Below are 20,928 nucleotides of genomic sequence, written 5' to 3'. Positions count from 1 at the left end.
TGGGGCAGGCTTGCCTGTATAATTGACCTATGACCATTTGGGGCGTTGTGAATCAAAAGGGAGGGGTGGGCAAGACCACCACCACCGTGAATCTCGCCCACGGTTTGGCGCTGAAGGGTCAGCGGGTGCTGGCGGTGGATGCCGACCCGCAGGGCAACGCGACCTCGGGCTTTGGCGTCGAGAAAACCCGCGTGCCGCACACGTTGTTCGACGTCTTTCAGGCGATGATCGACGAGCCTGACACGACCGCCGCTGAGTTGCAACCGGCCATCCTCAACGTCCGCGACAACCTCGACCTCATTCCGGCCACGCTGGATTTGGCGGGCGCGGAGCCGCTTCTGCTCAACGCGGTCGGCAAAGAGCTCATCCTGCGTGACGCGCTGGCGACGTTGGAGGGCCGCTACGACACGGTGATCATTGATGGGCCGCCGAGCCTGGGCATTCTCACCATCAACATTCTGGCGGCGAGCCACAAACTCATCGTCCCCATGCAATGCGAATTCTACGCGCTGGAGGGTCTGAGCCAACTCATGAAGACCATTGACGTGGTTCGACGCCGCATCAATCCGGGCCTCACCATCGAAAAGGTGGTGCTCACGATGGTGGATTCTCGCAACCGCCTGACGCAGCAAGTGATGGAGGAGGTCCACAAGTTTTTTGGCGACCGCGTGTCGTCAATCCACATTCCGCGCAACGTCCGTCTTAGCGAATCGCCCGGCTTCGGAGAGAGCGCACTGGAGCGATTCCCCACAAGCAAGGGCGCGGTTGCGTACAATCAGTTAGCGGAGGAGATTTTAGAAGGATGCGGCGCGCACTAGGGAAAGGACTCGCACAACTGATCGAGGAGCAGCAGGTAGATACCGGAGTATCCACCCTGGCGCTGGCCGAGATCACGCCCAACCGGCAACAGCCGCGGACCCGGTTCGACGACGACACCATCGCCGAACTCGCCGCCTCCATTAAGGAGCATGGGCTGTTGCAACCGATTTTGGTGCGCGCGGTCGCGGATTCCAAGTACGAAATCATCGCCGGCGAGCGGCGCTATCGCGCCGCAAAACTGGCCGGGCTCACCGAGGTTCCGGCGCTCATTCGCGCCGCCACGTCGCAAGACGTGCTGCAGATGGCGCTGATCGAAAACATTCAGCGCGAAGACATCAGCCCGATTGAATGCGCGCGCGCCTTCAAGGAGCTTTCCGACCTCTATGGCCTGACGCAAGAGCAAATCGCGACCCGCGTCGGCAAGAATCGGGCGACGGTGGCCAACACCATGCGGCTGCTTCGTCTGCCGGCGGATATTCAGGACGCGCTGGAGCAGGGCGTCATCAGCGAGGGCCACGCCCGGGCGCTGCTGGGGCTCGATAGCGCCGTGCAGCAGCTTGCGCTGTTCAAAAAGATTTTGGAAATCGGGCTTACGGTTCGCGAAGTGGAGCGACTTGTCTCGGGCAAGACCGCGCCGGAAACCAACCCGACCCGCGCGGTCGTGCCGAAAGACCCCAACCTCAGCGCGTTGGAGCGTGCGTTGAGCACCTATCTGGGTTCGCAGACCGAGATTCAGCCGGGCAAGGTTGGCGGTCGGATGACGATTAGTTACCACTCCGACGAAGAGCTTCAGCAGATTTTGGAGCGCCTCGGCGTTTCGCTCTGATGCACGTGCGGCCGATGCTGGTCGGCGACGTGGCGGGCGTGGTGGCGCTGCAACGCGCGTGCTTTCCCGAGCCGTTTCCGGCGGATCAATTGTGGCAAGGGCAGCATCTGCTCGCGCACTTGATCACGTTTCCCGAGGGACAGTTTGTCGCCGACATCAAGGGGCAGATTGTCGGGTCGGCCAGTGCCCTGCGCATCAGCGAGGCGACCTGGCAAGCGCACCTACCCTGGGAGGAGACGCTCGGCGGATTCGAGTTCCGCAACTATGAGCCCCATGGCACCACGCTGTACGGCGCCGACATCAGCGTGCATCCGGGGTTCCGTCGCCGCGGCATCGCCCGCGCCCTGTACGAGGCGCGGTTTGCGTGTGTGCGGCAACTCGGCTTAGTTCGTTATGGCACCGCGTGCCGCATCCCCGATTTCGCAGGGAGTGGATTCGAAGACCCAGGCGCGTATTGCCAAGCGGTGAGCGAGCGTCAGCGGCAGGACAGGACGCTCAGCCCTTTGCTCGCGATGGGGTTGACCCTGGTGGACGTGATTCGCGACTACATGCCTGATCCCGAATCCGGCGATTCCGCCGCGCTCCTTGAATGGATTAGTTGACGTATGTCTATGTAAACGCCAACCCGGCGTACATGGATGAAAATCAAGAATGGATTGAACGTTCGGCCAAGCTGTTTGAGGCTGGCTCCTACCCGGACAAGGGCGTGGAGTTTGAGGCCGCCGACCTGGAACGTCTGGCGCAGCGGTTTGGCGAACCCGTGCCAGTGCTCATTGAGCACGCGACGTCGCCGCTGGAACTCGGGCGACTGACCCAAGTGTGGGTCGAGGGCAGCGAGCTCTTTGGCACCGTCCACCTTTCGCCCGAAGCCAACGCCCTCATCGAGCGTAGCGACGCCAAGTCGCTGAGCATCGGCCTTTCGGCCGAACTCGACTCGATCGAGGAAGTGAGCCTGGTGCAGTCGCCGCGAGTCAGCTCGGCGCGACTGTTCTCGGGTTCGTTGGGCGAGCTCGTGGATTGGCGCAGCAAGTTCCTGGCGCTGCGCCGCAAACAAGTCACCGACGACTCCTCGCGGCAACTCCGTCGCTGGATCGAAGAGGGAAAACTGCTGCCGGCGCAAAGCGAGTTTGCGCGGGTCCTGTTGGAATCGGGCGGCACGGTCCCCTTTGGCGGCGACGCCACGCCGGTGGCGCAGGTCTTCGCGCGGTTCATCGAATCGCAACCGCCGCACCGATTGTTCGGCGAGCAGGTTCCGCACTTTGAATCCGCCGAGCACCAATTCTCGCCCGATGAACGCGAGTTCTATCAGCGACACTTCCCGAGCGTTGCGCTCCCCGACATTGCGCGAGCCCGGGAGGCTCGCTAACCCCCTATGGCTGCCTTATCTCAACCTTACGAAACGTTCGAGCGACCCGGAATCGTGGTCGCCTACAAAATGGCCGTCGCCAAGCTCTACAAAGGAGCGTTGGTGGCGGTCAACTCGTCCGGCTTTGCCACGAGCATCGCCCACGGCACCGCGAGCCTCAAATTCGTGGGTGTGGCCAACGAGACGATTGACAACACCGCCGGTTCGGCGGGCGACAAGACGATGCCGATTACCAAGAGCGGGTGCTTTGTCTTCCGCGCGGCGAGCGGCTTCACTCCCGCGGCCGGAGACGTCGGCAAGGAGGTCTACGCCAACACCGATTGGGAGGTGCAAATCGCCACCGCGGGCCTCACGAACCAATACAAGGTCGGCACGATTGTGGGTTTGGAGACCACCTCGACCGGCGTCGCGGGCGTGCGCGTCCGCATCGACAACTACACCGTTTAACTCATGGCAATCACAAAATCTGACATCCCGGCTCTGCTCCTTCCCGGCCTGCGGGCCGAATTCCACCAAGCCTATCGCAGCGAGGTCGATCTGGGGCTCGCCGATCGCTTGGCGACGGTCATCAACACGACCTTGCCGATGCAGCGCTACGCTTGGCTGGGCGCGCCGCCACCCATGCGCGAGTTCATTGACGAGCGGCAACCCGGTGGGCTCTCCAGCTACGCCACGGCGATTGAGGACAAGGTCTTCGAGGCGAGCATCGGTGTGGATCGCAAGGCGCTCGAAGACGATCAGCTCGACCTCATCCGCATCCGCATTCGCGACCTTGCGTTTCGTGTGGCGACGCACCGCACGCAACTGGTCATCGAGGCGCTGCTCACGGGTAACACCCAGCTCGGTTCGGATGGTGTGGCGTTCTTCGGGTCGGCCCACCCGCAAGGAGCGGGCACGCTCAGCAACATCTCCGCGGACGATCTCGCCGAAGCTTCGCTGACTGCGGCCATCAACGCGATGATGATCTTGCCGGACGATGTCGGGGTGCCGCTGGGGATTCTGCCCGACACGCTGGTGGTCGGCCCCAAGAACCAATGGCTTGCCTCCGAACTGGTGCAGAGTCCGGTGGTGCGGTACGCCGGCAATGCGGTGGATACCGCGGCCAGCACGCCCTATGTCAACGCGCTGTACGGCAAGCTGAATGTGGTGGTGACGCCCTTCATTGCTGGCACTAACGAGGACCGCTGGTACTTGCTCGACACCAAGCGACCGATGCGCGGCGTGATTCTGCAGCAACGCAGCGACGTGCCGGTCGAGTTCACCGCGATGGAGGGCTCCGACAGCGAATCGGGCTGGATGCGCGACCGGTTCTACTACGGCGTGCGCGGCCGCTACAACGTCGGCTACGGCCTTTGGCAGACCGCGTTTGGGGGCGGCTACTAGTGGACTGGGCCCAAGTGGTGTTGGCGCTCGGATTGGGCGGCGCGGTGGGCGCGGCGGCCGGGGTGTGGACCTCGGTTCGCCGCGCGCAAACCGCGTTGGCTACGTTCCATCAAGAGCTCTCGACCCTGCTCACCGGCGCTCAGTCGCCCGAAGCGCAGCGCGTCCGCCAGGCCTTTGTTGCGTTGGAATCGGAGCTGGCGACGCTGAGCCAGGGCTTAGCGCAACTCCGGAGGGCGCTCCGTTGGAAGTAACCTGGCGTGAACTCTTGCTCACGTGCGGCGGCATGCTCGTCTCCGCCGTGGGCTTGGCCCGATTGACTCTGCTGGGCCGATTTCGTCTGCTTGAGCAGATGCTCAGCGTGCTGAAAGAAAGTTCGCAGCACCGCGAACAGGCGTACGATCGGCTGAGCGAAAGCGTGTTTGCCCTGCGCGAGAACGTGGCCGAGAACACGGCCCTGCTCCGGCGGCTGGCGGACCGCCTTTAAGCCATGGCGTTTAACGTCACGGTGGCGCAGGTGCAGCAGCTGGCCGGAGTTCCCTCGGGCACCTACGACACGCAGATTTCGTTCCTGATTACGCTCATTACGGAGCCTTACACGCTGGCTGTGGACCCGGCGTTGGCCCTCGATGGTGGCGCGTTTCAGATGATGAGCTTGGCGTGCGTCGAGATGGTGGCCGGCGAGCTTGTCGCGTGGCTTTATCGCCAACCCGGCTACGCCGATGAGCTCGACTTCGCGATGATCTCCGTGCGACCCTACGCGGGCCTGAATCCGAACGATCCGAGCGGATTGAAGGCGCAAGGCATGGGCCGGATGCACCCCTATCTGCGGCACGAACCTGCGCAAGGCTTGCTCAACGCGCGGATTGCGCTCGTGAGCGGCAAGCGGGAGGACGACGAATGATTGTCGCCGACCGCTTGGCGGCCAAGATTGCCCGACACGGCGAGGCGGTGACCATTGACGGCACCACCGCCGCCGCCCTTATCTCGGTGGCGACACCCAGCCAATCCTCGGCGTTTATGGCCGCCGACAGCGCGTATCTGGTCACCCGGCCGATCTATCACGCGCTGGTGTTGCCCGCGGTGGCAGCCGTGGTGAATGACGGCGTCGTCTGGGCGGGCGAAACCTACGAAGTTCACCACGTCCATCCCGTTCGCTGGGATGGAGCGGTCGTGGCCAAGGTTGTTCTGTTTAGTTAGGCGGCTTTGGCGGGTGCCACGGCAAAACCGCTCAGGCTAATCGCGGCCGTTGTCGAGGCGTCGGATGGGATGAGCACCTTTTTGACGACAATCGCGGCCTGCTCGTGGAGAATCTCCAGCGATTGCTGCCCCCAGCCGGTGGTGCTTTGCGCGGGTTTGGCCGCGCCTGGCGCGCCGAGACTCACACGGACACTCAGCCCTTCGAGCAAGATTCCGGCGGTTGCGGGCAATGCCCCCTCGCCAAACTGCAGCAGTCCCAAGGTCACCTCATATGAGGACAAGCCAAAGGCGTCTTGAACGGCCTTGGCGATTTTCGGGTCGGGCGCACAGACGACCGCTCGTGGTTCGCCATCGCGGGTGATGCGAAGCACGCCGCACGGTCCGGTTCCGGCTCGCGTGTGGCAGATTCGCGCCGCCCAGAGCGAAAACGCGCCGCCCCATTCCGGATGCACAAGGTTGGTTGAAAGGCGCAGCGCGCCTTCCCAAGCTAAATATTCTGAGCAGATCATAGTTGATTCCGCTCCCCCACACACTTTATCGGCAATCTTTGTCGCGACTTTAGAACACCTTATGTATACTTTTTGATGTGGATTCGGATTCCCCGATATTGGACGACGAGTTTAGCCTGCTGATCCCCGGCTTTCTCGATATTTCGCGGCGCGAGAAGCGGGACGTGAAGATGCGCCACGTGCGCGTGTTGCTGGATGGGCAGGTGCTTGGTCAACTCGCGTTCGGCGAGTCGCGGCGGTATCCCATCCGCCCCGGCAAGCACGAGTTGATCGTCACCAACACGCTCAACAAAAGCCGCGAATTGTTTGAGATTAAGAGCGGCGAGTGCATTAGCTTTAGCTGTAGTCAAACCGCCAGCGAGATCTCGCTGGTGCTCTTTGTCCTGCTCGGCGCCGGCAACATGCCTGTACATTTGCAGAGATTAGACTAGGAATTTGGCTAAATTCCTCAACTTTGCTAGCCGATAATCTCCCTTGACAACGGTAGGGAACAACTATGTCGGCACTACCTCCGATCCGTGGACCTCTCAATGGCGCGGGCATAGTGCCCGTGCATCGTCCGGTGGATCATCGCGACGAGCGCGAGCGCAAACGCCGTCGCGACGAGCCCGAAGAAGCGCCCGAACGCGACGAACACCCCACCCCCGAGGAACCAAACCACCTCGACGTCCGCGTATAAAGTTTCTTATGTACTGACCAATTTGCGGGGCTCAACCGTCCAAACCTTGCATGCTCAAGAAGGTTTGGTTCCCGGCTCTTACGACCCTCGGATTGCTGGCCGCTGGATGCGGTGGCGGCGGTTCGGGCGGAGGCGGAGTGGTGGTCCCTCCTCCGGCTTCGCAACTGTACGCGATCAATCCGGACAATCAGCTCTCGGTGATGAACCGCACCACCCCCGGCGCGCTCGTACGCCAAGTTGACGTGACCGGTCTCGAGGGCGGGGCGTTCTTGCTCTCGATTGACTGGGACGTGAAGCGCAAGGCTTTGCTCGGCCTCGATGACAACTTCCGCATTTATTCCATCAACACCACAACTGGCGCTGCCACCAAGCTTTTTGAGCCGTTCGACGGTTTCACGCCGGGCGACGCGTTGCAGTTTGAGTACGACCCGGTGACGAGCGGCTACCGCGTGATTTCGCAGCTCCGGGCCAACGGTCGCATCGGTGCCGACGGCGTCCTGATTGCCAACGACGCCGATCTGTTCTATCTCTCGGGCGACGCCAACGAGTTTGAGAACCCCAACGTCACTGGCTTCGCGTTTAACAACAACGTCGCCGATTCAGCGGGTTCGACTCTATTCGCCATTGATGCCTCCACTGATGCGCTCGTTCGATTGCCGACTCCGAACAATGGCGGCTGCCAAACCGTGGGCCAACTCGGCATCGACTTGGACCTTTTTACAAGCTTTGAAATTCTGTCTGGCCCCGCCAGCAACACCGCGTTTGTCACCAACAACCAGTCCCTGGACCTCGGCGAATTCCGCAGCGATCTCTATACGGTGAACCTCACCACGGGCGTGGCGACGCTCGTCGGCACGCTCCCCACGGGCGACGTCGTGCTGGATATGGCGATCTCCCCGTAGAAATACCGGTACCAGTTTTTCGAAAAAAGTGTGGCTTGGCGGCCCAAAGCGTTCCGAACGTTACTAAAATAGGTTGGGAGTCCGGTGCGACTTCAGATTCGAATTATGAAACGCTTTACGCTCGCAACGGCGCTAGCTGTGTCGGCCATGTCGACAGTGGTGGCCGCAGAAACAATGATCGTCGATTTCGACAACCAGCTTCAGGCGGTCACCGACCCGAACGCCTTTGCAGGTGGTCGTTGGTTCTTCAGCTTTGTCGATACGGGAGCCTCCGGATCGAACAACAATATCGGCTGGTATCAGGACCCGACGATGATGACCACGGTGGCTCAACCCAACCTCAGCGCCATTCTCGCGGGTAGCAATCCTTCGGTGCCCGCGGGCAATGGAACGGATAATCTTTACCGGCTCCGCTTCGCGTTTATGGCTCCGTGGAACCCGGCGGACGGCGCGACTCCGGCCAACCGCAACACAGATGCGGGCCGCACCTTCCTGCGCGCGTACTTTAGCCAAAACCGCGGAACTGGCGGCGTCCCTGACCTGAAGAACCCCATTCTCAGCACGACCGAGAAGTTTAAGTTCGACATCTATAGCGTCAAGCCCGTCCGCGTTGCGTTGCTGATCAGCGAAGCGGCGCTCACTGGCCCGACGATAGGCGGCATTGGCAGCACAGCTGCTCCGTTTGAACTGGTTGGCGGCCCAACGGCCACCGCCGACGCCCTGAAAACCACCGGTGCCGCCGGTGGATATGTGGTGCCCGCGGGTGTGTGGACAACGATCACCGTTGATCTACCCAACACCGCCAATCTGACGTTGCGAAACTTCTCCGGCGGCAACGGTCTGCTTGACCCCCTTTCGGCCGGATGGGTTAGCCTCAGTTCCCTGATCTTCTCGCCGGTGGCGGGTAGCGAAGCCACCCCGGATGATCACGATATCTTCATTGACAACTTCCGACAAGGCGAGCCCTCGGGTGCCCTGACCGGAACGATTGCCGCCAACTCGTTTGCGGGCGATCTCTCCACACGAACCGCCCACGTCGAAGTGTTCGACGGCGGCGGCAACTCGGTGGCCAACTTCACCGGCGTGACCCTCACGAGCGGCGGTGCGTTCAGCATCACGAACTCGCTCGCTGACGGTACTTACACGGTGAAGGCCAACATCGAAAACGGCTCCTGGCTGCGACGCGCCGTGTCGGTAGCCGTGGCCGGAACGGCCGGTAATGGTTCGTGGACCTTGCCGAACGGCGACATCGTTGACGATGGCATTGTGGACATTGCCGACTACTCGAAGCTGGCTCTGTACTTCGACCGCAGCAGCGGCGATGCCGACTGGACGACCGCGGACGGAGACGGAATCTCCCCGATGATGTGTGACATCACGGTTGACGGCATTGTGGACATCGCCGACTACTCGGCGCTAGCCGCTGCGTTCGACGGCGTCGACGACTAAGCTTTCCCCTGGAGATCGGAGATTGCCTCCCCAACCGGGAGGCAATTTTTTTGCCCGACCACCTTGTACACTGAGGGCATATGGATCCTCAGGGCATTTTCGTTGGGAAGGGAGAGAATCCCGTTTACCTGCTCCCCAAGTATGCGAACCGCCACGGCCTGATCGCGGGCGCGACCGGGACGGGTAAGACCGTCACGCTCCAAACCCTCGCCGAAGGCCTTTCCGACCTTGGTTGCGCGGTCTTCATGGCCGACGTGAAAGGCGACCTCAGCGGGATGTCGCAAACCGGTGGCGGTAACGCCAAGCTGGAAGCTCGCGCCACCGAAATTGGCCTGAGCCCTTATGAGCATCGGAGCTATCCAGTTACCTACTGGGACGTCTTCGGGGAGAAGGGGCATCCGGTGCGCGCGACCATCTCCGAAATGGGACCCTTGTTGCTCGCGCGCTTGCTGCAGCTCAACGAGGTTCAGGAAGGAGTGCTGAACGTGGCGTTCCGCGTGGCCGACGAAGCCGGGCTCCTTCTGCTCGACCTCAAGGACCTGCGCAGCCTGATGGTCCACGTGGCCGACAACGCGGACCAGTATCGCAACGAATACGGCAATGTGTCGAGCGCAACCGTGGGCACGATTCAGCGGCAGCTGCTGGTGCTGGAAGAGCAAGGCGCGGAGACCTTTTTTGGCGAGCCCGCGCTTGACCTGAACGACCTGATTCGCACCACCAGTGATGGCCGCGGCATGATCAACATTTTGGCCGCGGACAAGCTGATGCAAAGTCCGCGACTGTACGCCACGTTCCTGCTGTGGATGCTCAGCGAGCTCTTTGAGAACATGCCGGAAGTCGGCGACCTGCCTCATCCGAAGCTGGCGTTCTTCTTTGACGAAGCGCACCTGCTGTTTACCGACGCGCCCAAGAGCCTGCTCGAGAAGATTGAGCAAGTCGTCCGCCTGGTGCGCTCCAAGGGCGTCGGTGTGTACTTTGTCACGCAGCACCCGCTGGATATTCCGGACACGGTTTCGGCGCAGCTGAGCAACCGCGTGCAGCACGCGTTGCGCGCCTTCACTCCGCGCGACCAAAAGGCGGTGGATACCGCGGCGGAAACGTTCCGGCAAAACCCGAAGTTCAACACCAAGGAAGTCATCACGACCATGGTCGTGGGCGAAGCCCTTGTTTCGATGTTGGGCTCCGACGGCGCGCCGACCGTGGTCGAGCGCACGCTGATCAAGCCGCCCGCCTCGCGGCTGGGACCGGCCACGCCGGAGGAGCGCATGGCCACCATGAACGCCAGCGTCGTGGGCACCAAGTACAACACAATGGTCGATCGCGAATCGGCCTATGAGGTGCTCTCCAAGCGCCGCGTGCAAGCCGAAGAAGAGCAGGCGCAGCAACCAGAACCTGAAAAGAAAGCTCCGGCTCGACGCACCGATTCGGTGCTGGAGAGTGTGGTGAAAAGCACGGTTCGAGCCGCAGGAAGCCAGCTCGGAAGGCAACTGATTCGCGGACTTTTGGGCGGACTGTTGGGCGGAAGAAAGCGTTAATCTTGCAAGCTTTAGCATTCATAAGTTAGACTAAGGGTGATGTTCCGACCCCGGCAACTCTTACAGGGAGCACTTCTCCTGGTTGGAACCTCACAAGTCTCTTTCGCCCAGCGAACGCCCAGCGAATTCTTCGACCAATACGGCTTTAATCCATCGAAGCTGAGCAGCTTTTACAGCAGTTTGGATGGCCTTTCGAAACGCCCGGTTGACGTGCTGTTCCTCGGCGATAGTTTGTCGCGGGGCTATGGATTGGCCGACCCGGATACCCAGGCTTGGCCCAACCAAATGGGTCGCTCGCTCCAAAGCCGTTGGAACCCGCCGGGCATTGAGGGCGGCCGCGGATTTTTGCCCGCTCGCTACACATGGGCGGCTCAGCAGCAGCCGTTTTGGGTGACCGGCGGCTATCCGACCCAGTGGCAAAAGTATATGCAAGCCACCGGCAACGCAGTGCTGCGCCTCAACGGATCGCTCAATTCGCCGCTGTACCTCCGTTGGGATGGTTCGGAAATCACCTCGTTGGAGGTGATTGCCTACCGGATGACCCAGGTCGCGTCGGAGTCGGATTGGGTTTTGTTTAACGACGATCAGCAGTTTGCGGGGAAAATCGTAACCTCGCGCCCGACCCCGCCGGAGATCGCGCGCCGAACCGTGTTGGGCAAGCAACGGCTTGATCCGCAGTCAACATCTAGGCTGTCAATTCGGGCTCCACATACGGGTTACCTACGCCTCAGCGGAATCGTGCGCTACCGCGACGACGAGAACGCGGGGATTCGATTTCAGAACCTAGCCTGCTCGGGCAATCTGCTAGCCGATACCTCAGGTTTTAACAGTTATCTGCAAAACCGGGAGGCTGGCATGGTCACACCCTATACTCGGGATGTCTTCGATGCAAACGTCACGACCTTTCCTCACTCGAAGCTTGTGTTTTTGGAACTCGGCACCAACGATCAGAGCACCTATGGACGGACAGATTTAGAAGCGGCTACGTTGGGCCATCAACTCTTTCGACGCGGCCTGTTTGAGTACTGCCGCATGCTGACAAACCGCGACAATGACGTCGTGCTCGTGGTGATGCCCGCTCCCGGCGCGGGGCGCGAAAGCCGGTACCGCATGATGGTTCCGAATGCCGTGGCCGAAGTCGCGAGAATCCTGCCAAGGGTCACAAGAATAGACTTTGACACGGCGATTGGGTCAGTACCGCGTGCCTTTCTACCAAGCGGATGGGACTTTGGGGATCAGGTGCATTTAACCCGTGTGGCGCACGATTATTTCGCGCAAGTGACAGAGCGGCTACTGGTGGCTGGCCGACTCCATCACTAGGCGAAGTTCTCTTAAGGGAGCGGGTGGATCGTGCGTCCTTCGCGCCACTCGTCGTTGTAGGGTCCGATGAGCGAAGTATTAACGGTTGTGAGTCCGGCGCGGGCCGCCTTGCTGAAGGGCACGACATTGTAGTTCCCCGCTTCGGGGTTGCGGAATCCGGGATTGGTCTTGCCGTAGAAATTGTCGGCGATGCCAAACATGCCCGCGTTAGCCTCGAGATTCATCGAATACCAGATGGTCTCGAAGGTATCAGGATCCTCAAAAACCTGACCAAAGTAGACGTTCTTGGTTACCGAGTTATTCTTTGCTTCTCGCGGGGAATCGTTTAAGATATTCGCCAACGTCGGATAGCGACTCGTCCACAATGCATTTTGATAGGGCATATTGGCCAACCTTGTGTTGAGCGATTCCCACAGACCCGGATAGGAATTGGGCGTTAGCAATCGGCTATCGCAGTGCCAACTGTTGACCATCGGATCGGTGATGTATGGATTTTTAAACCGTAAGTTATTGATCACGTTATTCCGAATCACGTTGTCTCTCCCTCCACCAATTACCCAGGCTGAGCCAACATTGACAAAAATGTTTTGCTCAATGAGCATTCCGCTGATACAATCATCGAGATAGATTCCCCACGTGTCGGAGCGCCGATCGTTGATCGCGTTGCGATGACGGTCGTAGATATTTCGAAACCGATTTCGACGGACGACGTTGCCGCGGTGAGTCCAGTCGCGATTAAAGGCCAATGCACCCGAATCCAAGGTGTCTGTCGCCAGATTGTAGAAGTCGTTGCCTTCCACTAAGTGATCATTGCCTTCAACAAAAACGCCGTAGTGTCGGCCATCGCTAATGCTGTTGCGCGTGATTGTTTGACCGACACCTTCAACCTTGATTCCCGGGGAATAGCTCCAGTCTCCTTGACCAAAGTTCCAAATTCGGCAGTTGTCAACCTTGAGATCGCCACGGGTGAGGGTGGACCGAGTACCACCGATTACATACACACCGACTGAGCCTACGTTGTAAACATCGCTACTGAGAATTTGATTTCCCGGACTTCGCACGAAGGCTCCCATGTTGCCAAAATTACGCAAGGTGCAACCCCGAATCACGGTGTTGGGAGAGTTGATCACTTCAAAAGCATGACGCCAACCTTGCTCCACCACCAAGCCTTCAAAGTGAAGGTTGCTGGGCGTTAAAACACGCACCATTGTGCGATTACTCACGGATAACTCGCACTGAATATCTCCAGTACGGCTTATCGGATAATAGAAGACCAAGCCGCGGGCTCGGTCAATGTAGTACTCCCCCGGCGAATCCAACTCCGCGAGAACATTCTCAACCCTAAAACGAGCCCCGGGCATGTAACCGTAGTAGCTCGCATTGGCCAGATCAATCCTTCCGTTTATTGGGTTAGCAAGCAGGATTTTCAGCATTGCATCCGCGAAATCGTTACCAAGATATCCGTGAACAAACGCGTCAGTAAGCACGCCCCAGCCTGCGATGCGGGAGGCCAACGCGTTATTCTGAACAAAGTTAGCGCCTTGCGAATCGGACTGGAGCATCGGTTCCCCGGCATTCGGATAACCCGCCATTTGGCAAGGCTGTTGCCGATCGTACAGCGCCGCCGCACCGTCCTTCCACAGTGTCGGAATCCCCCGATTGACCAGCGTGCCTAGGTCAATAGTGCCGAGTTCCAGCAGGTTCGCCTGCTTCACATACTGATGCGCTTCCGAGGGGATCAGCGCCGAGGCGATCGGGTCGCTCAGCGGAACAAAGTTGTTCACCTCAATGCTCCCGCGAATGTAAGGAATCTCCTTCGCGTAGTTGCGGATGGTGACGGTCTCGCCGGCGGGCGCGCCATCTTCACCTTCGTACTCAATGCCGGTCGGCAGGCGATAGACGCCGCCGCGCATGTACACCGTCACCGGATACGAAATGCCGGTTGTGCGGCGAAGTGTTTTTAGGTACTGCCGGGCCCGTTCAAGCGATGCGAACGGACCGTTTAAGCCTGCACCTTGGTCGGGCGCCAACCCAGTGTTGGCGTCGCTCCCCGTGGTGGAGACGTATAGGTTCGTGGCCGCAAGGACCGACGAGGACGCGGCGAGAGCCAGTGCACAGAAGAGTTGATTTGGTTTAAGCATGTGCCAGACGGTTTGCCCCTCTCCATCAAGCCCTGCAAGTTTATTCCAACCTTTAGAGGAAAAGTTGGAGAGTAAAGTTCCTAGGATGAATTGCTAAAATTCAAGCAATCCTACGGGGGTCCGGATTTTAGGCGATCCATCACCGGATAGTTGTCCGAACTCACGTGCTCGCGCTGACCATTGGGCCACAGCCGGTACACGCTGACGTCGAAACCCGCCTTTCCCTTGTGCGGGTGCACCTCGCTCCCCGGCGTCACCGTCAGCTCGCGCATTGGCGCGACGGAATGCACGTCGCCCACGACCTTAATCCCGGTCGCGGCGAGCCGCCCCACAATGCGTACTCGCAGATGCTCGCCTTCCCGACCGGCCACAATCACCACCGGCTCATCGTAGGGGTTGTGCAGTCGCAAATCGATATCCGGAAACGCGACCGCGGCATCGCGACCAGGGGCCACATAGCTCGGCGCGAATCGGTGGCGATTCCGCTCCACCACCTCGAGTCCGGCCAAAAGCGCGGCGTTGTAGAGCGTCGTCGAGGTCTGGCACACGGCCCCGCCGTACGCCGAAATCAGGTGCCCGTTGTAGCTCACCGGCGCTTTGACAAAGCCGCGGTCGCGGCTCCACGAACCCACGTGTTGGTTGAAGCTAAACGTGCCGCCCGCCGGTATCACGACGCTGTTGATGCCGTCGGCCGCGCGAAGCGCATTGACCCGTTGGTTCTTGGAGCGACCGGCCAATGGCGTCACATACGAGCCAAGCACCTGCTCCCGGCTCCCCGAACCCAGCGTGGCGACGCCAATTCCCGCCGCGAGCAAGCCCAGAATCACGACCTTCACGGAACGATCTCCAGACGACTTTCCATGCCGGTGGTCACAAGGTCGGGCTGATACATGGGGGCCATCCAACCCGACCGCACCACGTACTTGCCCGGCTTTTCGGCGCGATAGTTCAGCTCAAACTTGTGCTCGCCGACCGGCAGATCGTAGGCAAACAGGGTGATGCGATCATCGAACACCTGAATACCCGAGTACCACATGTCCCAGTAGTCCGCGCTCGGATCGTCCGCGGGTTCCAAGCCGCTCACGCGCGGCAGAGTGATCTGCACAAAGCTCATGGCCGACTTGGTCTTCACTGTAAAGACTTCGCGAACAACTTCACCCGAGCGGAATCGTTCGCGACTGTTACGGCTCGCCACCAATCGCTTGGCGTTGTCGCTCATCCGAATCACGTCTAGCGCGTGGAAGCTGCGGGCTACGGAAATCCCTTCCGGAGAGGCGGGAGGCGCCGCTCCGGCCGCGCCAAAGGACTCCACCATGAGGCTGTAAGCCGCCTGGCCGGTGCCCAGATTGCGCACCTGAATGTCCTTTGTACCGCGATCTTTGATCACGAGCTGCCCGTCGGTCATCGGCATGGACTTGCCGTCCACCGTCACTTCAACTTGACCCGGATCGCCGGCACGGACGCTCGGCAACGCCGCGAGTCCGAGGATAATCTCCGCCGAATCGCGCGTGCTCAGCCAGCCCGCGCCACGGCGACGGCTGACCGCCAGGCCGACGAGGCGTTGCACTTGGTCGCTCTCGGGCTTGTACTTGGCCAGCAACCGAATCGCGCGACCAATCATGCGATCCGCCGTCCAATCTTGATCAATGCTGCCGATGTCCTTGGTGCCGGCCAGCGTGGATTCAATCCCCGCCACGTCGGGCGAGTCGGTGGCCGAAGCGGCCAGGAGTTCTTCGGCTAGAGTCCCCCGGCCAACCGACTTGCGCCAAGCCGAAACGTAGGTGTCGCCGCCCTTCATGTCCGGCGCAATTTGATGCATCGCCGCCGCGAGGTGCAGCAGGTCGGCATCCCAATACTCCTTCGGCTTGCCCCGCTCGGTGTACTTTTGCGCGCGAGTGGTTTGCAGGAGTTTGTCCGCCCAATCCAAGGTCGCTTTCAGTTCGATATTGGGCTGAACGCCAACCGAACGCGCGGTGTGGATTCCTTCCAGCACAATCGCCGTCATACCGGGGTCGGCAATGCCATTGTCGTACCAGGAGAATCCGCCGGTCGGCCGGATCAGCTGATTCAGGCGTCGCGTGGCCCGCACCACCACGTCATCAATGCGCGCACTCCAGGCGGGGTCGGGGTTCGGAGTGAGGCTCCGCACGACCAACGCCGGCACAAAGCGGCTAATCGACTGCTCGGCGCAGAGATACTGAAAATCGACGAGATCGTCCACCGCGGGCCGCATCAGGTCGAGAATCGAGTTCGCCGCATAGATGCGAACCACCCGAAGATTGTTGTCGAACTTGCGCGAAATTGGTTCCCCGCCAGAAGGCATAAGCCCGCTCAGATACTCCCGGTTAATGTTTCGCCGAGTCTGAATCTGCACCGGTAGCCTCACGGCATCCTTGAGGGTGCCCGCGCGGACGCCAGCCGTCAGCAAGCCTTCGCCTTCCGGCCCCATCGTAGCCGCCCACTTCACGATCTTTGTGCCGCCAGCCTCCACGCTCACGCGTTGCTCGCCCGCCGCGCCCAGCGAGATACCTTGGGCCATCACGCCGAGTTCCACGTTCTGCGGCGAATCGGTGTTGTTGGTCACCAGCGCACTAAGCTCGGCTTCGTCGCCTTCGGTCGCCGTAGTCGGCAACGAAAGTCGCACCATCAATGGCTTTTGCGCGAGGATGTTTAGCGTGGCGATGCCCAGCTGAGTTGCATCGCTCACGGCCACAACAGTAGCGCGCCACGACCCCAGATTGTCAGGCAACTTCACCGTCACCTTCGCGAGGCCCGCCGAATCCGTGCGGACGTTCGCGCGGAACGCCGCCGTATCGCGGAACTCCTTGCGCACTTCGCCAAACTTCTTCATCTTCGAAGCCGCATCTTTGTCGCCGCCGTCGAGGTAGACCTCGGGGAAGCTAAAGTACGTGCTCACGGAGCTCGACCGCGAAGGATAGAAAGTGCCCGCCAAGTCGGTTTGATCTTCGCGAATGGCGTAAACGCTCTCGTCCACGACGCCGAAACTCAGGTCGCTAGCCACGGGTTTGCCCGCCACATCCGTGGTCCGCACCGTGTAGTTCACGGTTTCGCCGGGCTGAACCTTCGGCCGATCCGCCGTTATCTCGACCTTCAACTCATGGGAAGTCTCGGTCACTTTCAGCTCGGTTGACGCCTCCTGGAATTGCTTATCCAGCACGCGCACAACCGAAACCGTCGCGTTCGGGAAGTAGTTTTTCGCAACCGGAATATCCACCGTCGTGGAGCGCGAGTCGATCTTGACGACCCGCTGAAACTCAACGTTATTGATCTCAACGGTCAGCAGCGCGTCGCCGCCCACCTTGTCGGTGATAATCAGCGCCTTGGCGGTCTCGCCGCTCGTATAGGTGCGCCGATCCATCTTCACTTCCAGCGTGCCCACCGGGCGATCGTTGCCGCGCAGGCTGGTGACCCACACGCTTGTCGCCGCGCCGATCACGTTGCCCGAGCGGTCGGTGACCTTGGCGCGAATTTGCACGTCGTTCGCATCGGGAACCGGAATCGGCACGCTCGCCTTGCCCGAGGCATCGGTGCGACCCGTCGCCGTCCCTTCCAAAATGAAACGCGAGCGGCGCTTGTCCCACTCGTAGTAGCCGTATTCAATCGTCACCGCCTGACCGGCCACGGGCTTCTCGCCGATCGCAGTCTCCACTTGCACCAGCGCGTTGACCCGCTCACCGGGAGCCGCGACGTAGCGATCGGTGTCCAGCGAAACGCCGTACTCGCCCTGAAGAACGGGCACGGTCGCGCTCGCATCAAAATACTTGTCGTCACCGGCGTTGCCGGTGATCTGGAACTGCACGTCCAGGTCTTCAAGCTCGCTCGATTCGTCCAGGTTTCCGGCGCGGAGTTTGCTGGCCGGGAATCGCACAATCGCCTTCCCCGTGTCGTCGGTCACCGTGTCGTCGAGGTCGCCCACGTATTCGCCGCCGTAGCTGTCGTACTCGTAGTAACTGCCGTAGCCGCGCGGCGAGGCAAACACCGTGCCGGAGATTTTCGCCCCCGCCACCGGCCCGCCAAAGTAGTTCTCGGCGGTCACTTCCATCTCGACCACGTCCACCTTGGTGAAGCTCTCGCGAGTCGGCTTCATCGAGATTTTGAACTCAGGCTTGCGGTAAGCCGCGACCTCAAACGATCGCGAATCGCTGAATTCCTTGCCGTTGACCGTGCCCTTGAGGCTCAGGTAATACCAGCCGACAACGTCAGTCTTGGTCGTGAACCCGCCGTTAAACGTGCCGCTCGGCCCGTTCATCACGGGTGTGCTCACGGACTGACCATCGGGGTCCTCCAAGGTGGCCGTGATTTGCGCGTTACTGGGGATGGCGTAGCTGCCGGGGTCGCCGGTGCGGACGATCGCCTTCCACTGAATCTCGTCGCCGGGACGATACACCGGGCGATCCGAATAGATGTAGCTGCGCACCATCGACCGATTCCGCGCGTATAGGCGGGTGGTGAGGAATGCCGTGGACTTACCTTGCTGGGCGAACATGCCCTGGAACGAGCCGGTTGTCGAGACGTTCACGAGGCCATCGGCCCCCGTGGTACCAATCGTCGCGAGGCCCGAACCGCGCACTTCTTGCACCGGCACGCCGCCAATCGCTTGGCCGGTCTTCAGATCAACCACCTGCACGAGGCCCTTGGTTTCGCCGACCTTGGAGATCAGCCCAATGCGGCTGACGGCAAAATACGCGCCCCGGAATTCGGTGTCTTTGCCTTCGGTGAGGCTGGTGGAAAGCCAGTAAACGCCCTCGGGAAGCTGCTTCACAAACAGCTCTTGCTGGAAGCCGCCTTCGCCATCAGTTTCGGTCAGGTCAAGGTTGATGGTGCGGACCAACTTGAGTTGGTCGGGTTGCAACGGACGCATGGTGCGGCGATCAATGATGCCGCTGAGCACGGTTTGCACGTCCTCGGCCGCCTGAAACTTCGCCATCGGCACTTCGTAAACCGTCGCCTTGATCTCGCGTTGGTCGCTGACGCCGCCGACGTTAAACACAACGTGCTCGTCGGGAAGAAACACCCGCTGGGCGCTGCTGAGCGAAAAGCTCATCGGCAGTCGCTCAAGCGCAAGTTTCACCGTGCTGGTGGCCGCCGACTTGATCACGACCGTATCGTCGTAGACCTCGGCTCGGCGAGTCGTCGCGCGCAGCGAATACGAACCGACGGGAAGATTTTTGGCGCGAAACACGCCTTTGTCATCGGTGCGGATCACGCGCCGCTCGGTTTCAATCTCGCCGTCCGGATCGTCCGGCATGCTCTGCGAAATCACCACCGTGGCGTTGGCCGCCAATTTCCCGGTTTCTTTGTGCAGGACCGTGCCTTCCAGCGAGCCCACCATGATTTCGGTGTTGACCCCGCGCGCGAAGACCGCCGCCAAACACGCCAGCGCCACAACAACGCTGAGCAAGCCGCCCGACTTAAGCAGTTTCATGAGTGAGTGATTCCTCTTGTTTGGAACGCGCTGCGGCGACACTCGCAATGGCGAATATCGCGGCGGCGACAAAGATTTTGATCAGGATTTGCAACTTGGCTTCCTTATCGAACGCGGCGAACGGCAGCATGCCCAGGTGCAGACCCGCGCCGATGCCGGCCACGGCCAGTCCACTGGCCAAGGCGCGCAAGCCGCCCTCCGCCTCCCGCAGGACAAACGCGGTCGCCAACGCCGCGCCAAGAATAAGGCCGAGGCTCCCTCGACCGCCCATCAACACCAAGCACGCCGCGACGAGCAACGCCAACGTGACGCCCGCGAGCCCGCGAGCAATGCGATTGGTTGCGCCCCAAATTCCGCTGAGTTGGACCATGAGGAAGCCTGCGAGAAGACCCACCACGGCGTAGTTTTGGCCGAGGTCAATCGAGCGCATGGCGGCCGGGTCGGCGAGTCGCATCACCCGGAACAGCAGCATCGCGACCACCGGGGCCAGCGTGATGAGCAAGCCGGGGCGGTCGAGGCAGACCATCATCGTGGCCGCCGAAAAGAGCATGATCGGCAATCCCAGTGCGCGATCGAATCCGACCGCGACCGTACACAGGCCCAGCCAGAGAAGCGCCGCGGCCGTCGCGTAGGGGCCACTTTTCGCTTCATCTTTCGGGACAAACCACGCGACCAGCGCGGCCGCACCGAGTCCAAGTAAACCGGGTTGCCACATCTGGCCCACACCCAACAGGTTACGGCCCATGAACACCACGAGCATGGTCGCTCCGACTCCGCCCGCGATCCGGACGAGGCGCCGGTTCTCGCCTTTGGCGAAGGCCTCGCCCACCGAAACCAGCAACCAAACCATCGCCATCGCGACGCTCAGCCGAATCGGCTCCGCCGTGCCTTCGAGCGCGATTTCCTTTGCGAACAGGTGCGTCGAGCCGAGGACGGTCGCGCCGAGCACGAGTCCGGCCAGGCGATCGCTGGCCGAGATCAGCCACACCACGCCCACGCCTCCGAGGAGGCCGAGAATCATGCCGCGCGAATCAATCATGCTCGGCGTTTGGATGGCGGCGATCCCCATCAGCGCGACCGCAAACCCGGCCGAGCCGCGGAATTCTTTGTAATCCGGAAGTAGGTGCATTATCGCGCCCAGGAACGCACCGATGGCCATGCCGTAGAGACTTGCTTGGCCTTCCCACCCGCTGGCCATGGGCGAACGAGCCAAAAGATAGGCGGCGAGGCCAAGCGCGGCGGCCAGCCCCGCGCCCACAAAATCAGACGCCGCCGCCTTTTCGTAGCGCTGCAATCGCGTGACCAATAACAGGACCGCAATAGCGATAATTCCCGGTACAAAGTAGACCATGATGA

21 protein-coding genes are annotated in these 20,928 nt (G+C 60.9%); 16 read left to right on the top strand and 5 right to left on the bottom strand.

Going from position 1 to position 20,928, the window contains the following annotated elements:
* Positions 1-29: 29 nt before the first annotated feature.
* From JNJ45_11065 to JNJ45_11020, 10 genes are read left to right on the top strand one after another with little or no spacing between them, the layout of a single operon-like run.
* Positions 30-818 carry a ParA family protein gene (locus JNJ45_11065; protein ID MBL8049209.1) on the top strand — a complete coding sequence of 263 codons (789 nt, stop codon included), beginning with the start codon at positions 30-32 and terminating at the stop codon, positions 816-818.
* Positions 803-1,645 (top strand): ParB/RepB/Spo0J family partition protein, encoded by an 843-nt coding sequence (locus JNJ45_11060; GenBank protein ID MBL8049208.1) that lies wholly within the window; start codon positions 803-805, stop codon positions 1,643-1,645. The genes JNJ45_11065 and JNJ45_11060 overlap by 16 nt, the downstream gene beginning before the upstream one ends.
* Complete coding sequence (locus tag JNJ45_11055) at positions 1,645-2,247, top strand: GNAT family N-acetyltransferase (GenBank protein ID MBL8049207.1); 603 nt, start codon at positions 1,645-1,647, stop codon at positions 2,245-2,247. The genes JNJ45_11060 and JNJ45_11055 overlap by 1 nt, the downstream gene beginning before the upstream one ends.
* Positions 2,248-2,279: 32 nt before the next feature.
* Positions 2,280-3,011, top strand: coding sequence for a hypothetical protein (locus JNJ45_11050; GenBank protein ID MBL8049206.1), 732 nt, complete (start codon positions 2,280-2,282; stop codon positions 3,009-3,011).
* Positions 3,012-3,017: 6 nt separating this feature from the next.
* A complete protein-coding gene (locus JNJ45_11045) occupies positions 3,018-3,458 on the top strand; it encodes a hypothetical protein (GenBank protein ID MBL8049205.1) in 441 nt (146 codons plus the stop codon).
* Between the two features lie 3 nt (positions 3,459-3,461).
* Positions 3,462-4,394, top strand: a complete 933-nt coding sequence (locus JNJ45_11040) for a Mu-like prophage major head subunit gpT family protein (GenBank protein MBL8049204.1) — start codon at positions 3,462-3,464, stop codon at positions 4,392-4,394.
* Positions 4,364-4,645, top strand: coding sequence for a hypothetical protein (locus JNJ45_11035; GenBank protein MBL8049203.1), 282 nt, complete (start codon positions 4,364-4,366; stop codon positions 4,643-4,645). Before JNJ45_11040 ends, JNJ45_11035 begins: the two co-directional genes overlap by 31 nt.
* A gap of 14 nt (positions 4,646-4,659) precedes the next feature.
* Entirely contained in the window at positions 4,660-4,878 is a 219-nt protein-coding gene (locus tag JNJ45_11030) for a hypothetical protein (GenBank protein MBL8049202.1), read from the top strand.
* A gap of 3 nt (positions 4,879-4,881) precedes the next feature.
* Positions 4,882-5,295, top strand: coding sequence for a hypothetical protein (locus JNJ45_11025; GenBank protein MBL8049201.1), 414 nt, complete (start codon positions 4,882-4,884; stop codon positions 5,293-5,295).
* Positions 5,292-5,591 carry a hypothetical protein gene (locus tag JNJ45_11020; GenBank protein ID MBL8049200.1) on the top strand — a complete coding sequence of 100 codons (300 nt, stop codon included), beginning with the start codon at positions 5,292-5,294 and terminating at the stop codon, positions 5,589-5,591. The genes JNJ45_11025 and JNJ45_11020 overlap by 4 nt, the downstream gene beginning before the upstream one ends.
* Here the strand turns inward: JNJ45_11020 and JNJ45_11015 are convergent.
* Positions 5,588-6,100: a hypothetical protein gene (locus JNJ45_11015; GenBank protein MBL8049199.1), complete on the bottom strand. Its 513-nt coding sequence runs from the start codon at positions 6,098-6,100 to the stop codon at positions 5,588-5,590. The two genes, JNJ45_11020 and JNJ45_11015, sit on opposite strands and share 4 nt — an antisense overlap.
* A gap of 77 nt (positions 6,101-6,177) precedes the next feature.
* Here JNJ45_11015 and JNJ45_11010 point away from each other — a divergent pair, with 77 nt between their 5' ends.
* The 6 genes from JNJ45_11010 to JNJ45_10985 all read left to right on the top strand — a co-directional run bounded on the left by JNJ45_11010 (position 6,178) and on the right by JNJ45_10985 (position 11,985).
* Positions 6,178-6,531 carry a hypothetical protein gene (locus tag JNJ45_11010; protein ID MBL8049198.1) on the top strand — a complete coding sequence of 118 codons (354 nt, stop codon included), beginning with the start codon at positions 6,178-6,180 and terminating at the stop codon, positions 6,529-6,531.
* Between the two features lie 65 nt (positions 6,532-6,596).
* Entirely contained in the window at positions 6,597-6,779 is a 183-nt protein-coding gene (locus tag JNJ45_11005) for a hypothetical protein (GenBank protein ID MBL8049197.1), read from the top strand.
* A gap of 50 nt (positions 6,780-6,829) precedes the next feature.
* Positions 6,830-7,681, top strand: a complete 852-nt coding sequence (locus JNJ45_11000) for a DUF4394 domain-containing protein (protein ID MBL8049196.1) — start codon at positions 6,830-6,832, stop codon at positions 7,679-7,681.
* Positions 7,682-7,786: 105 nt separating this feature from the next.
* Positions 7,787-9,130: a hypothetical protein gene (locus tag JNJ45_10995; protein ID MBL8049195.1), complete on the top strand. Its 1,344-nt coding sequence runs from the start codon at positions 7,787-7,789 to the stop codon at positions 9,128-9,130.
* An 80-nt stretch (positions 9,131-9,210) separates the two neighbouring features.
* Positions 9,211-10,665, top strand: coding sequence for a DUF853 family protein (locus tag JNJ45_10990; protein ID MBL8049194.1), 1,455 nt, complete (start codon positions 9,211-9,213; stop codon positions 10,663-10,665).
* 39 nt (positions 10,666-10,704) lie between these two features.
* A complete protein-coding gene (locus JNJ45_10985) occupies positions 10,705-11,985 on the top strand; it encodes an SGNH/GDSL hydrolase family protein (protein MBL8049193.1) in 1,281 nt (426 codons plus the stop codon).
* Positions 11,986-11,996: 11 nt separating this feature from the next.
* Here JNJ45_10985 and JNJ45_10980 read toward each other — a convergent pair whose 3' ends face one another.
* From JNJ45_10980 to JNJ45_10965, 4 genes are all read right to left on the bottom strand, one after another.
* A complete protein-coding gene (locus JNJ45_10980; protein MBL8049192.1) occupies positions 11,997-13,898 on the bottom strand; it encodes a right-handed parallel beta-helix repeat-containing protein in 1,902 nt (633 codons plus the stop codon).
* 338 nt (positions 13,899-14,236) lie between these two features.
* The gene (locus JNJ45_10975; protein ID MBL8049191.1) at positions 14,237-14,962 is read right to left on the bottom strand and encodes a VanW family protein; all 726 of its coding nucleotides are present in this window, start codon (positions 14,960-14,962) and stop codon (positions 14,237-14,239) included.
* Positions 14,959-19,572: a hypothetical protein gene (locus JNJ45_10970; GenBank protein MBL8049190.1), complete on the bottom strand. Its 4,614-nt coding sequence runs from the start codon at positions 19,570-19,572 to the stop codon at positions 14,959-14,961. The genes JNJ45_10975 and JNJ45_10970 overlap by 4 nt, the downstream gene beginning before the upstream one ends.
* On the bottom strand, positions 19,559-20,923 hold the full coding sequence (locus JNJ45_10965; GenBank protein ID MBL8049189.1) for a hypothetical protein: 1,365 nt from the start codon (positions 20,921-20,923) through the stop codon (positions 19,559-19,561). Before JNJ45_10965 ends, JNJ45_10970 begins: the two co-directional genes overlap by 14 nt.
* Positions 20,924-20,928: the final 5 nt, after the last annotated feature.

Origin of the sequence: Chthonomonas sp. (assembly GCA_016788425.1) — a bacterium.
GTDB lineage: Bacteria > Armatimonadota > Fimbriimonadia > Fimbriimonadales > Fimbriimonadaceae > JAEURQ01.
Note: the sequence above shows the minus strand (reverse complement) of the source record. Positions and strands in the feature narration are given on the sequence as shown.

Coding starts and splice junctions, on each gene's coding strand:
- JNJ45_11040 (MBL8049204.1), top strand. CDS start 3,462: ATGGCAATCACAAAATCTGACATCCCGGCTCTGCTCCTTCCCGGCCTG.
- JNJ45_11060 (MBL8049208.1), top strand. CDS start 803: ATGCGGCGCGCACTAGGGAAAGGACTCGCACAACTGATCGAGGAGCAG.
- JNJ45_10990 (MBL8049194.1), top strand. CDS start 9,211: ATGGATCCTCAGGGCATTTTCGTTGGGAAGGGAGAGAATCCCGTTTAC.
- JNJ45_10980 (MBL8049192.1), bottom strand. CDS start 13,898: ATGCGCGGCGGCGTCTATCGCCTGCCGACCGGCATTGAGTACGAAGGT.
- JNJ45_11045 (MBL8049205.1), top strand. CDS start 3,018: ATGGCTGCCTTATCTCAACCTTACGAAACGTTCGAGCGACCCGGAATC.
- JNJ45_10970 (MBL8049190.1), bottom strand. CDS start 19,572: ATGAAACTGCTTAAGTCGGGCGGCTTGCTCAGCGTTGTTGTGGCGCTG.
- JNJ45_11050 (MBL8049206.1), top strand. CDS start 2,280: ATGGATGAAAATCAAGAATGGATTGAACGTTCGGCCAAGCTGTTTGAG.
- JNJ45_11015 (MBL8049199.1), bottom strand. CDS start 6,100: ATGATCTGCTCAGAATATTTAGCTTGGGAAGGCGCGCTGCGCCTTTCA.
- JNJ45_11055 (MBL8049207.1), top strand. CDS start 1,645: ATGCACGTGCGGCCGATGCTGGTCGGCGACGTGGCGGGCGTGGTGGCG.
- JNJ45_11020 (MBL8049200.1), top strand. CDS start 5,292: ATGATTGTCGCCGACCGCTTGGCGGCCAAGATTGCCCGACACGGCGAG.
- JNJ45_11025 (MBL8049201.1), top strand. CDS start 4,882: ATGGCGTTTAACGTCACGGTGGCGCAGGTGCAGCAGCTGGCCGGAGTT.
- JNJ45_11000 (MBL8049196.1), top strand. CDS start 6,830: ATGCTCAAGAAGGTTTGGTTCCCGGCTCTTACGACCCTCGGATTGCTG.
- JNJ45_11065 (MBL8049209.1), top strand. CDS start 30: ATGACCATTTGGGGCGTTGTGAATCAAAAGGGAGGGGTGGGCAAGACC.
- JNJ45_10985 (MBL8049193.1), top strand. CDS start 10,705: ATGTTCCGACCCCGGCAACTCTTACAGGGAGCACTTCTCCTGGTTGGA.
- JNJ45_11005 (MBL8049197.1), top strand. CDS start 6,597: ATGTCGGCACTACCTCCGATCCGTGGACCTCTCAATGGCGCGGGCATA.
- JNJ45_10995 (MBL8049195.1), top strand. CDS start 7,787: ATGAAACGCTTTACGCTCGCAACGGCGCTAGCTGTGTCGGCCATGTCG.
- JNJ45_10965 (MBL8049189.1), bottom strand. CDS start 20,923: ATGGTCTACTTTGTACCGGGAATTATCGCTATTGCGGTCCTGTTATTG.